Source organism: Flavobacterium sp. N3904, from assembly GCF_025947305.1.
Taxonomy (GTDB): domain Bacteria; phylum Bacteroidota; class Bacteroidia; order Flavobacteriales; family Flavobacteriaceae; genus Flavobacterium.
In genome coordinates this window covers 2879836-2893344 of the sequence record NZ_CP110009.1, presented here as the reverse complement: position 1 = coordinate 2893344, position 13509 = coordinate 2879836, and the positions used below count along the sequence as shown (strand labels likewise).

The following is a 13509-nucleotide window of genomic DNA, read 5'->3' as shown; positions in this document are numbered from 1 at the left end:
AATCAACTAAAAAAAAAACAATTATGAACAGCTACAGTGAAAATTTACATTCCAGTGTATTGGCTTCATTAGAAAGCCAGGAAATGAATCAAAAAAAGTTGGATTCCCAATTGAATTCATCCATGTTTGCACTTTATTACGCCGAAGGGGCAGAAATAGTTACCAATGACAAACTGCTGTTGGCAACAAAAAAATACAATCAAGCCCAGGCTGTTAAGGAGCAGGCTGTCAAGAACAAAAATATTTCCACAAATATTACGATGTCAGCCAATCAGCAAAATACATACACCGCACAATCTGTGACCAACTTGGCTGTCAGCGCATCCAATATTCAAATTGCAACCAATGCAATTGTACGATTGGCAAGCGATATGGGAAGCATTTTCAGTATCATTAATGCTGCCGATTATGGCACTCAAATTTACCAACAAAGTATTGAGGCTTATAATCTAATGAATAGAACGGCCTATCTTGCAGAAGTGGCGTCACAACATGCGATGGAAGCTTCCTCTTCTGTTGCCGAAGTCGCATCATCGACAGTTGAAGACAAGGCAAAAGCCACAGATGCTTCCATAGACAATTTGCTCAAGGTAGCCAATACAGATTTTACAGCAATGGCAGCCATTGTTTCTACAGAAAATGATGCAAAAGCAGCTGCCAGCATGACTACAAAAAGTGCAGAAGGAATAATAGAATATAATAAGGTAGAATTTGAAGCAGCCAAAGTTGCCTATAAAATCAATAATAAAAGGCTTAATTCTAATTTAAGAGTAAAAGTCCCTACCCTTTTTGAAGATTCTTATGACGTCTCCTTTGATTATTATAAAAGTCCCTTTAATACAGATGAAAAAGGAATAAACACCCCTTCACTTGGATTGGAGAACCCTGTAAAAAGCTACAATCTGTTTTTAGTGAAAGAAAGTAAAAAATCTATTTTTTCGACATCGGCTGCCGAAGATTTAATGAGTAATGCACTTCAACACATTCAAATAGTTCCTCCTATCGGCAATACTCAGGCTATATCAAATATCAGTACAAACATTATTCCCGATTATGACAACTATTTTAAAGCCTCATCCAAAGCAACCTTATCTAAAGCCAAAGCAATTGAAGCCAAGGATAATTTGAGCAAAACGAATGCAATTGTACTTGCCGCAACCAAAGCAAAAAGCGATTCAGATGTTGCAGTACAAAACACCAAGAATGAGGTATCAAAAGTAACAAAAGACTTAGATCACGCCAAAAACAAAGCCTCTGAGGCTGCCGAAGCAGCTAAAAAAAATCCAAAAGATGCGGAACTTGTCAAGGCTTCAGCCCTCGCAATCAAAGCTCAGAATGAACTGGAACTATTGCTGGAAAATGCCAAACTTAATGAAGTAAAAGCCATTGACTCAGCCAAAATTGCTGCCGATACCTTAAAAATTGCACTAACAAATGCTGCTAATGCAAAAACAGAAGTTACTAAAGCCGAGGTCATAGCAACTACTGATGAAGAAGAAGCAAAAAAAGCAAATGAAATAGCTGAAAAATCAAAAAGACAAGGTTTTAAAACCATCAAAACGCTGGATTTATTGGATACCGATAATGAAGTGATTGTTTTAGGAGAAAAATATGTAATCTTTCTTTTAACCGTTTTTTCAGAAGATTTCAAGAAAGGAATAAATACTTATGACGACTACTTGTCTGCGCCATCTGAAACTTTTAGCCTTAAAAAAACTTTGGATGCCATAAAAGACGTTACAATTATTCAAGCTCCTGAAAAAAGGGATAATCAGGATTCAGAGACACCTACACTTTCTCCTTACGCAATCAATTTTACGGTAAATAAAAAGGATGACCATAAGATCACGGAATACAGATGTATGTTTTTGCCTTACCCTGACAATTTCTTCACCAACAAAGAACTTGACGATTTAGAAGAAGTTATCGAAGTGTCTATCATATTAAAAGAGATGCAATCTTTAAAAAATGGCATCAATCAATATACGGAAGATTTAGACTCATTAAAAACTAAAATCAAGAATTTAAATACTGAACTTAACAAACACCCCGATCCTAAAGCGAATCCCGAAACAATCAAAGCTGAAAATCTAATAATTAAAAATACGATAGCCAATTACAATTTAGTTGAAGCAGATATTGATTCAAAACTAACAATCGCAACAAACAATTTGGCTCAATTGAATATGGCGCTTAAAAAAGAATTGTTAAAGACACCTGTACCAATTAAAAATAAAAAAGCTTTTTTCTTCAATTTAAAATTAGCCGAAAATATCCCTTTTGGGAATTACAGTGTAGCAGAACCATCCTCTAAAGACCCATTGTCTTATGAAGTCAAAATTGATTTCTCGACTTCGGATAATTTTGGTAATGCATTGATAGATTCCAAAACGTATATCCCAGTAATTCTGTCCTTCTACAATGGAACCGAAACCAATAAAAAACAATATAACAATAATTTATCGGATTGGGAAAACGAAGAATCTTTCGTTTTTTCAGCAAATGACAATCAACAAACACTAACCAATTAAATCATAAAATATGGAACTTAAAGTATTAAATTCTGATCCAAAAAGATATGGAATTACAGAAAAGAAAAAATCAGATATTGATTTATTAACCGCACAAGTAATAGATGCAGAAGCAGTTGTACAACAACAAACAACAGTTGTTTCGGCCATAACCCAAAAATCAATAAAGTACCAAGGCTATTTATTGGATGCCGAAAATTACAGAACCCAATCATTAAGCAACAAAAACCTTATCGATCAAGTGATTCAAAATGCCATCGATTTAAGCGGAAACTCTGAAATTGCATTTACCAAAATGACTGATGCAAATCAAAACACAGAGCAAGTTGCCATAGAGGTTACTGTATTGATTAATAAACTCATCTATTCGGTGGAAATTATCAATAAATTATCAAACCTTGTTATTCGCAAAAAATCACTGAATCCACTCATTTCAGATGACTTAATTACCAAGATAAATGCAGCCGGTACAGATGCCAACAATGCCGTTGCCTTGACACTGATTGCTTTAAAATCAATATTTGCAGCGCAAACTTCGTGCTTAGAGTCTGAAGCCGCTACCGCTCTCGAGCAAAAACAGGCTTTGAACCTTTATACAACCTTGACAGGACAAAAAAATCCGAACGAAACTACAGTTGTTTTAGAAAACAATTCCATACAATCCTTGCTTTACAAAGCCAATAGTGATGCTAAAATCGCTTATTTGGAATCCAACAAGGCAAATGATGAAACTATCAGACAGTTGAATGTAGCAACTACAAATTTGAACAAGGCTCAGGTAAAACTTAAATCATTACAAGCTGCTTTGGCTGCTGCAAACGCTGCCGCATTAGCTTCCTAAAAATAAAATGTCCACTGTTTCAGCAATTTGTTCAGTGGACTTTAATCAACAAATTTTAAGTTTATGGATCTTATATACAAGCATTTTTACAGGCATTTTTACTTAAAAACAGGAGGATTTATACCGACCAAACCATTAAATCAAAATCTCTTTCCGGGAGATTATTTTCAAATCAAAAATCGAGAAATTGTTTTATTGGGGAATTTATACCGCAATAGTATCATCAGCCCACAAGATGTAGAATTAAGTACTACTATTCCATTGAATCCGTCAAATTGGAATTTTGGTGACGGCGTGTCTAAACCGTATTCAGGCCGAGGAAATGGCCAGGGCGCAATTGAAGGACATTTTGAATTCAGTAAACAAATACTGGCTTTTGCCAATAAAGGAAGCTTTCTTTTTCGGGCCGAAGCACCAGAATCTGTAAAAATCAATAACTGGAACGAAATCCAACAGCAATTAATTATAAAACTGACTCAGACATTGTTCTCGTTTCGGGAGCTTTATATCGTAACCGAAAGTGCAACCGCCACAAATACAACATTGGTCGTTGCAAGTGAAGCCAATGCTGAATTGGAAATGGCAAGTGATATCGAAAACTTTGGATTGGTCGATATTTTTGGTCATCCTAGCACCAAAACAATTCAATCAAAAGATATTGACTATTATCATCGCGAAACCAAAAGAAAAGCAGCCTATTTTAAAGCCAAAAAACTGGTTGTACAGGACGAAAAACTGGCATATTTTATTAGTGATTTCATCAGCAAAACAAATAATTCGAGCGAATGGGCCAATACTTTTTTTGATTCCAATTTTCAAAATGACACTATTTACAGTCCACAGATGATACTGCAAAATGCACAAGCTTGTTTTTTGGATATGTTACAATCGAATGAATTAAATCCAAACACTGCTTTATTGTATTTTAAATGGACCGATTCCAATTTAGACGATATTGAAAAATTATTCGGAAGTTATGGAAACTAATCAGGGTATTATTGTGCTGCATAAAGAAATGGATTGGTTACAAAAAGTAATCGATCAGGTTATTTGTAGCTACTTGCTTCAAGATGGACATGAAAAACATTGGATGGACATTCCATTACCCGAAATTGATGATGACAATGCTTTTTATCAAAAACTAAAAGAATGGAATCTCAATCAATACGAGCGACTTTGTCTTGCCTTGATAATTGCTCCACAAATAAAACCCGAAATACTGGATATTTTCTTTAGTAAAAATGCAATGTACGATCGTGGTTTTACGGAGTTCGGTGGTGTAATCAACAAAAGCCATAGCGGATTTATTCCCACTGGTCAAACCTTTTGTTTTTTGATTACTGCCGTTAATCCAGAATTAAGAATCGAAGTATTGAATGTACTTAGCTCCAGCAATATTCTTTCGAAAGAACAGGTTTTAATCCAGGAAACCACGGAGTCAAATATGCCCGTTTTAAATACTATTCTTTCCCTCAATGAACGTTGGCTGCACTATTTTATAACAGGGAATTTACCCCGATTGGAACACAGTGTCTCGTTTCCGGCACAACAAATTTCAACCAATATGAATTGGTCCGATTTGGTTTTAGAAAATCATGTTATGGAACAAGTCATGGAAATTAATGCCTGGTTAAACTATGGAACAACCTTAATGACAGAGTGGGGTCTTGAAAACAAAATAAAGCCAGGGTATAGAACGCTTTTTTACGGACCGCCGGGAACAGGAAAAACCCTTACCGCCACTTTACTTGGAAAAAGCACCAATAGAGAAGTGTATCGGGTCGATCTTTCTATGATAGTCTCCAAATACATAGGAGAAACTGAAAAAAATCTTTCCAAAATTTTTGATGTAGCACAACATAAAGACTGGATTTTATTTTTTGACGAAGCCGATGCGCTATTTGGCAAAAGAACAGCTTCATCTTCATCAAATGACAGACATGCCAACCAACAAACAGGTTACTTATTGCAACGAATTGAAGATTTTCCGGGGGTTGTCATACTTGCCTCCAATTTAAAAGAAAATATGGATGAGGCTTTTTCAAGAAGATTTCAATCCATGATCCATTTTACAATGCCCAGTCCCGAGGAGCGCATCCTATTATGGAAAAATGCCTTTTCGGGAAAATGCAAATTGGATTCCGATATTGATATAGAAAACATCGCCGAACAGTTTGAATTAACAGGAGGTGCCATTATCAATGTGCTTCGGTATTGTGCTTTAACCGCTATTCAAAAAAATGAAACAGAGATTGGTTATAACGATCTCCTTGAAGGAATCAGACGTGAATTTAAAAAAGAAAATCGAACTTTAGGTGTTACCCGAATGAATTGATAGCTAGCATGAGAAAAATTGAAAAAAAACCTGAACCTTGCGCTCCCAAAAAACACTTTTACAGTCATAAAATTGAACTTAAAATAGGAGCATGGAAAAAACAATTCGATTTCAATTATGTAAATACAATAATTGCAATGGCTTTAAATCATTGCACCAAAGACAACGCTTTTTTTATTAATGGCTATTTAATTACAAGTAATACTCTTTATTTAGTAGCAAAAACAGATAAAAAAGCTATGGATGGAATTCTATATAAAATGGAGCAACATCTCAGCCTTTTAATCCAAATACACAGTCAAAAACTAAAAAAAAAGATGTATGAGACCGATGATATTGTTGATGATGAAACTATTTTATATCCAATTTATGAGCCCTTGTTTGAATTATATCCATTAAAAAATAATCATTTAATACAACTCATTACGGGTAAAAAAGTAGCACTACCCTATTTTGATCGGGAGCTTGAGCGTTTGAAATTTATGGTTAAGCACCATTCTTTTTGTTCGGTTATTGATTATTCGGGGGCTTTGGGACCGGTGGATGTGACACTATTGGAAGGCAGAACCACTCATCGTATAATAGTCAAAAAATAGCGTTAGAAATTTCGTTTAAAAAAGCAGAAAATGGAACATCACCAAAAAAAAGTATCCGAAAACAAAATTGCTGTAACTGCCGCAAATAGAAGTGGTACTAATACCGTTCAATTAAAAGATAATCGGGAGCATTCTGTTGTACAACGCGTACTAAAAGTAGATGTCACAAACCCTGAATATACAAGAAAGGTAACCGAACATTTGAGAGAACTTGTAGGAGAAACCGGTAAAATTATCGTTAACAGTGAAACAGGAGAAGTCTCCTTCTTACCAAAAAGACGCAACGCAGAGAAAGTTACACCAACTCCTGGTCACAGCCTGATTCGAAGTCTAGTGAATCATACACATACAACTATCATTAAAGAATCTTTGGGTGCGGATTCTCTCAGTAGCCAGCCAATACTCCCAGATAATTCATTAGTTGGCAAGGCAATCGATTGGTTTAAAGACTTTCAATACATGAAAAAAAAGGGATACTTAACACATGAGGCAAGAGCTTTTGTAAATGGTGCTACCCCGGGAGTAGGAGTTGGCACAATAGTACACTATGATGCGAATCTTTCAGATAAAGATCGTGAAGGTGAAGTGAGGTTGCCAAACGGAAAGACAAAGCGAGAGTCAAGTCCTCAAAGCATAAGTCTGGGTCACGAACTAATTCACTCTGATCATTTTCATCGTGGTTTAGGGGCTTACGATGAAAAAGGAATGCCCATTTTATCTTCACGCCAGCATACGTATTCGGATTTTCCCCGTGGTGAAACTACTAATCTTGAAGAAATCAATACTGTTGGACTTGATACCCTTCCTCCCGAACATAAGTTTCATAAACATATAATAGACAATAATCTTGCCGGAAATCAAACCTACCAGATTAATCTACAGGATCGTGATCGGAAGGCCAGAAACATAACGGAACAAGATTTACGAAAGCAGATGAATCTCTTACCTAGAGCTGGATATGAACGCTAAGTTCCTGCAACTTATTTTACAAAACAAATTGCATAATTTATAAAAATAAAAGAATAGTTACTTTCTAAATTAAAACAATACCCTGCCAAACATCAAAGCGGATTTGAAGTCATAAAAATCCATCATAGGTATAATTAACCGCAATATACATTTTAAAGTAAAGACTAAAAATGGCACAGCTTCAGGAAAAATTACCCCAAAATAGAACACAAACTAGTGCAGCCAATAGCAATGGTAACAATAGTGCCGTACAGTTAAAAGATAATAGGGAGTTGCCTGTTGTGCAACAAAAACTTTCTGAGAAAACTGCAACTCAAGAATCTTCTTTTACTCCTATTCAAAGAAAAAACAACACTGGTTTGCCAGAAAATTTAAAATCTGGAATAGAAAATCTTTCGGGTCATTCTATGGATGATGTAAAAGTGCATTACAACTCTTCGCAACCCGCTCAGATCAATGCACACGCCTATGCACAAGGAACAGACATTCACATTGCTTCGGGGCAAGAAAAACATTTACCACATGAAGCGTGGCATGTAGTACAACAAAAACAAGGGAGAGTAAAACCTACTTTGCAAATGAAAGGCAAGGTTAATATAAATGATGATAAAGGATTGGAAAATGAGGCCGATGTTATGGGGGCGAAAGCAAAATCAATGACGGATCAGAGAAATTCTAACAACTACTCAATGCCCTCTCATCCCGCAATGGGAACAACTCAATTGCTTTCAATAGTTCAGCGCAAAGAAGTCACAATTGGGGACCAAACTTTTGACACAGATGATAGCACAGCTGTTTGGATCAATTTTTACAAGTTTCAGGAAGAGGGAGATATACATTCCTTTAATGAGTTAATTGGTGAATTAGCACACAGAGTAGCATTATCTAAAAGATTGAAACAAAAATGGAGAAATCTTGAAACTAACGATCTTAGAGACAGTGACGAACCTATAATTAAAAGAAGAACAAAAAAAAATAAAAAGAGGAATTATAAAACCCCTGTCAAATCTTTGGAATTGGATACCAAACCGGTTCATAAAGCTATAGAAGAATCAGAAGTAACTCCAGAAGAAGTAACTGCTTACAAAGATGATGTCGAAAAATCTTCGGCTTGGGGAACTATAGATCAAGCGAAAGCATTGGCTCTTAAATTCTTTATAAAGTTTAATGTCTATGTGCCGGTTGGTAATGGAAACATTAGACGATCGGAAACCATTGGAAAAGGAACTTTAAGCAGAAGAAGTTTATATTTTCAGGGTGGAAATCATTTTCAGGTCATTATTCCAAAAGAAGGCGGACCATTTACTTTAGAAAAAAGCAATCAAAAATTTGCTTTAAACAAGGTTCTTCCAAGATCAGACGGTAGTTGTTTATATGATGCTTGTTTTATCATTCGTTACAATAAAAAAGCTAATGATCAGGAGATTGGCCAACTTCGAAAATATGCTTCAAAAAATACGCCCACCAAAGCAATTAAATCAGAAATAAGAGATTTAAAAGGTGACAAAAAAAATGGGCGTAAAATTTTTGGTTTGGGTCCTGAAATGAAAAAGATTCTCAAAACAGAGTCTGCTGATAAAATTAGTCCTGAAGATCTTGCGGCTATTAATGCTCTTTATCTTGAAGACATGCTGTCTGGAGCAAATATCTATAAAAAAGAATTTGATCTATTTTTTTCTGGAAAACAAAAAGAGAAAAAAAAGGGAACTGACAAAAAGGACAAAAAAAAGGATTTAATGGTTATTGGAGCGCATATGAGTGGAGATATGTATGGTGTTGCAGCAGCACTTGCACTTAAGCCAAATATGAGTGTGCTAATAGTTACAGATAATAACCACCAAAGTTCAGAAACAGCTATGGTAAATCTTTTCAAGCAAATTGTTGGAGAAAACAGAGTTTTTGTCGAAAAAACAAGTAATGCAAATACTAACTGGCATACATTTCTAAAAAGTTCAAAAGAAGAATACAAGAACTTTCATGCAATAGCAGTAACCTCAGAAACATCAATTCTCGCTGAAAGTTTTAAAAATGATCCAGTCGAAACTTATAAAACAATAAAGAATAGCTGGATTGGTATTGACAAAGAACAGTTGCAAAAAGAGGAAGAATCAACAATTAAATTCCTAGGGTCTATAGGGATGCCTCCAGGTAATTATGCTCTGTTATGGTCAAAAACCGGTGGGCTAAATCATCCGCATCCGCAACATTACTCAAGTCATGAAAGTCAAAATCATTTAATAGAACAAGTTCGCTCAATAGGCTGGACACCAGTAAATATAGGTGATGATGTAAAAGCGGAAGTAACCAAACCATCATTGATTAAATTTTGGGAAAACGAACATTATCCAGCATCTTTTAAACTTGAAGGTAGAAAAGGGCAGTTAAAAATGCTATACTTCATTTCTAGATTATCCGGTTATAATCTTGTAAATGTAGGTATGAGAAGTGGTATTCTTGAAGGTCCTGCCCTACTTGGTTTAAAAGTCATTTATTTAGAAGAAAGAGGTAATGCTCAGGCAGAACGGTGGGAAAAATTACTTGGAAACGTACCTTCTTTTAAAAGAGTTTTATTGGATACTCCGCCAGGAGGAATACAAAAAAAACACTGGATAGAGAGAATATTATGGAGAAACTATAAAAGTGAAATTCTTCAGGAAGCAAAAGACAAAATCGCAAAAGAAATCGATGCAGAACCAAATCAGGTAATGGGTATTTTAATAGATCATGAAGATCTTAAAGATGCTGTAAAACCTTTAATTACAATTTCTAAAGTACAAGATAAAAGCACTCTTGAAGACCAACTAAACATTATTCTTGCCAAAACTAATGAAGAATTTCAAAAAGTAACTGGAGGAAAAGAAAAATGGGTCGAAGAACAATTAAGTCATTATAAAACTAAAGCTGCAAACCCCAAAACAGGTGAAGGTTTGTCATCGGGAGAAGTAGGAACAATAAAACATCTTCTTGTTTCCTGGAATGATGCCCCGGTTAGTGACAAAATTGTAGATACAAAAGAATATCTTAAAAGGACATGGGGGAAATCAAAAGAAGTAGATGACAAACGTGATTTTCAAGTCGAATACGAAGCAAAAAAACTTGTACAGGAACTTACACCACAAAAAAACAGAAATGAAATAGCTGAAATTAAAGCAAAGCATCCAGAATTTGATACTACACATGCTTTTAAAAATCTGGAAGGCTATTTCAGACAAATGATTATTGCCGATTTTAAAAATGAGTTCTCCACTTATGCTCTCGAGTTAAAAGAAAAAATATTGGCACCAATACTAGAAAAATTAAGCCCAAAATTGGGTACGACGGCTTATGAGTTGGAACGTCTAGAATCTCATAATCCAACTTATGATTTGGACTTTTTATTAGAAAAAATAGAAGACCCTGTAAAAATACTGCAAAGCTTAATTGGAGAATTAGGTACAGAAGAAATTGCTCAAGAAATTTTTGAATTAGGCAATGAAAATCTAATAACAAGTTTTAATATCTGGAAAATGAAACGAAGCGGAATTCTTTTTCTGCCTGCATATAAAAATGCGGCGCTAATCCAACCTCCACTTCTAGGGAAGCAAAAAGAAGTCTATAAACTAAGAGAAGATCCAAAGAAAGTTTTAGCAAAAATGCTTCCAGGTAAAAATGATTACTTCAAATTAATGATGGAAGAAATTGACATGATAAACATCTTAAAGGACTATAAGGGATTAGGAGTTATTGGAATTGATGGCATTACACTTCACAACGGTATGCCGGCAATGATAATGGATTATTATCCTGAACATTCTAAAGATTTTATAGCCAAAACTAAAGACGCTTTTGAAGGTCAGAATGTACCGGATACCTATCAGAATTTTGACGGGCAATTGATAAAAATGGCGAGAGCAGTTAATAAAAATACGATAACTAAATTATTAGAAATTGAGAAATTAATGTTTGAGCAAAAAGTAAGAATAAAAGATCTACAGTTTTTAATCGATTCTGAAGGTACACCAGTTGTTGCAGATCCAGGTACTGTTGTAAAAAATACTCTTCCGTCAAGTAGCGAAATTGGAGTTATCGAAAATCTGCTTGCTACTACAGTAAACAAATTATTATTAGATTCCGGTGTTGACCCAAAAACAAAAATATCAGAAAATGATTTGGCCGCTCAAATATTAGTACTTACTGACCTACCAAAAACAGATGTTCGTGTGCAATCAATAATTAAACTTTTAATTAAGCGATACAAATATGACGTCACCGAAAATCCTAAACTTGAATATGAAGATACTTTTAAATTTAGAGAAAAACCTAAAACTGATGTAGTTCCAATACAAACTGACGCACAAAAAATTATTGCCGCTTTAGAGACAAGGCCAGACTTTACTATTCTATGGACTGAACTTGATAAAGCAACATATGATCCTGCGGTCCTAAATGGTGTTGATTATGAAACTGCAAAAAAAATCATATTTGCGAGCAAATCAATAGTAGAGAAAGTTAAAGATGTAGGTATAAGACTTAAGCCAATTGATGTGGAAAAATTGTCTCCTGAAAAAAGAATCCTTTTTGCTTTGACTATCAGAAAGGATCATACTATTCTATGGACTGAACTTTTGGAAGAGGCATATAATCCTCAAATATTCTTTGGTCTCGATTATGAAACTGCAAAAAAAATCATATTTGCGAGCAAATCAATAGTTGACAAAGTTAAAGGTGTGGGTATCAAGCTGAAAAATGCAAAATAAAACTTTAGCAATATAACATCCGTATTTTTTAAATCGCAAAAAAGTTGATCGCAAAAAAACATCTAATAAAATTCATAAAAAAAACTATTACTCTGTAATAATAATTTATTCAATAACCCTTAAAAAATAACCATTATGAACAAAAATTTTAACGGAATTTGCTATGCTCCCTATCCTCACGGATATAATCCATCAATTGCAAATACAACTTTAATCTTCTTTGGAAGTGACGTCGCTTATGATTGTATGGCTCCTGCATGGGGAACAGAATATACGTCAAAAAGCGGAAGTCACTGTGATCTTACCGGACCCAATAAGGCCAGAAATGATATTCAGACCTTAGCCAATATGGGAGTTACTCTCATTAGATTGTACGATTGGGAACCGCGAAATAATCATTTGAAATTTCTAGATTATTGCAATTCCTTTAATATAAAGATTCTGGTAACAGTTTCTTGTTATTTTGTTAAACCAAATGAAGGATTGAACCAGAGAGACGAACAGATTCCAAAATTAATAGATTCCTTTTCTAATAAAGAAAAAACAGACTATCATAGTGCCGTTGCAGGAATTGTTATTGGAAACGAACCGAGGGTAGCTGGTTATACTGCTCAAAACTATATTGATTTTACAACTTCCTGGGCAGATATTGAGGCAGCAAAATATCCAAACTACCGGGAAGTACCAATTGGACATCCAGTTGATTTTGCTACCTATGGAGGAAAATTTCCTTGCTTTGGTTTTTGGGATCCTTTATTTGCGGTTTTGGACAAAAAAACAACTAAAAACTTAAACAAGCGCTTATTCCTCGCACCTCAAAGCTATAATGAACGTGAATATCTATTTGAAAATGCCGAAGAATCCGGAAAAGGTTATGTTGATTTAGCATACGAGAAATATCACAAGCCGATTATATTTACAGAAATCGGATACAACAGATTAAAACCTAATTATCAACAAGTTGTAGACGGGCAATTGGCAGGAAGCATTGAGTATGCTGCTAAAAACCCAACTAAATTATTGGGTATCTGCTTCTTTCAATTTGCTGACAAAGTCTGGATTCCGGGAACTACTGAGGGTTCACATGGTTCACACAGTCAAGGCAACGACATAATGTGTACCATTAACTTTGACAATGGAGATTTTACACATTGGGATAAAGATTGTAAAAATGTCCCACTTACTGTAAATAACTTAACTCCTACTCCACTATATGATATTGTGGTAAAAAATTATAAGAAAGGTTAATCTTTTTTCTGGTTTTAAAAGCTAAAATCATAAGTTAAGAAGTAGATTCCTAAAAAACAAAAAATGGCTCAACAATACGAAAAATTTTTCCAAAATAGAATACAAACTAGTGCAGCTAATAGCAATGCTAACAATAGTGCTGTCCAATCTCAAGAAAATGAGGTTTAGCAGATAATTGTTATTGTTGAAAAACTGGTCTATGAATTATACAATCTGGTCATTGAAGGTGGGTTATTGCCTAATTGTGAGCATG

At 34.8% G+C, this 13509-nt stretch carries 8 protein-coding genes; all 8 read left to right on the top strand.

The features are described from left to right. Window positions 1-23 precede the first annotated feature (23 nt). The 8 genes from OLM57_RS12300 to OLM57_RS12265 all read left to right on the top strand — a co-directional run bounded on the left by OLM57_RS12300 (window position 24) and on the right by OLM57_RS12265 (window position 13256). A complete protein-coding gene (locus OLM57_RS12300) occupies window positions 24-2531 on the top strand; it encodes a hypothetical protein (RefSeq protein ID WP_264563991.1) in 2508 nt (835 codons plus the stop codon). Window positions 2532-2541: 10 nt separating this feature from the next. Further along, complete coding sequence (locus tag OLM57_RS12295) at window positions 2542-3372, top strand: hypothetical protein (RefSeq protein ID WP_264563990.1); 831 nt, start codon at window positions 2542-2544, stop codon at window positions 3370-3372. Window positions 3373-3435: 63 nt separating this feature from the next. Further along, window positions 3436-4359, top strand: a complete 924-nt coding sequence (locus tag OLM57_RS12290; protein WP_264563989.1) for a hypothetical protein — start codon at window positions 3436-3438, stop codon at window positions 4357-4359. After that, a complete protein-coding gene (locus OLM57_RS12285; RefSeq protein WP_264563988.1) occupies window positions 4349-5707 on the top strand; it encodes an ATP-binding protein in 1359 nt (452 codons plus the stop codon). Before OLM57_RS12290 ends, OLM57_RS12285 begins: the two co-directional genes overlap by 11 nt. An 8-nt stretch (window positions 5708-5715) precedes the next feature. Beyond that, complete coding sequence (locus OLM57_RS12280; RefSeq protein WP_264563987.1) at window positions 5716-6303, top strand: hypothetical protein; 588 nt, start codon at window positions 5716-5718, stop codon at window positions 6301-6303. A 30-nt stretch (window positions 6304-6333) separates the two neighbouring features. Beyond that, complete coding sequence (locus OLM57_RS12275; protein WP_264563986.1) at window positions 6334-7272, top strand: M91 family zinc metallopeptidase; 939 nt, start codon at window positions 6334-6336, stop codon at window positions 7270-7272. A gap of 170 nt (window positions 7273-7442) precedes the next feature. After that, entirely contained in the window at window positions 7443-12008 is a 4566-nt protein-coding gene (locus OLM57_RS12270) for a DUF4157 domain-containing protein (protein WP_264563985.1), read from the top strand. A 135-nt stretch (window positions 12009-12143) separates the two neighbouring features. Then, complete coding sequence (locus OLM57_RS12265; protein WP_264563984.1) at window positions 12144-13256, top strand: hypothetical protein; 1113 nt, start codon at window positions 12144-12146, stop codon at window positions 13254-13256. The last annotated feature ends 253 nt before the right edge of the window (window positions 13257-13509 follow it).

Excerpts from the sequence above, each read along its gene's own strand:
- OLM57_RS12300 (WP_264563991.1), top strand. The coding sequence starts at position 24 with ATGAACAGCTACAGTGAAAATTTACATTCCAGTGTATTGGCTTCATTA.
- OLM57_RS12295 (WP_264563990.1), top strand. The coding sequence starts at position 2,542 with ATGGAACTTAAAGTATTAAATTCTGATCCAAAAAGATATGGAATTACA.
- OLM57_RS12290 (WP_264563989.1), top strand. The coding sequence starts at position 3,436 with ATGGATCTTATATACAAGCATTTTTACAGGCATTTTTACTTAAAAACA.
- OLM57_RS12285 (WP_264563988.1), top strand. The coding sequence starts at position 4,349 with ATGGAAACTAATCAGGGTATTATTGTGCTGCATAAAGAAATGGATTGG.
- OLM57_RS12280 (WP_264563987.1), top strand. The coding sequence starts at position 5,716 with ATGAGAAAAATTGAAAAAAAACCTGAACCTTGCGCTCCCAAAAAACAC.
- OLM57_RS12275 (WP_264563986.1), top strand. The coding sequence starts at position 6,334 with ATGGAACATCACCAAAAAAAAGTATCCGAAAACAAAATTGCTGTAACT.
- OLM57_RS12270 (WP_264563985.1), top strand. The coding sequence starts at position 7,443 with ATGGCACAGCTTCAGGAAAAATTACCCCAAAATAGAACACAAACTAGT.
- OLM57_RS12265 (WP_264563984.1), top strand. The coding sequence starts at position 12,144 with ATGAACAAAAATTTTAACGGAATTTGCTATGCTCCCTATCCTCACGGA.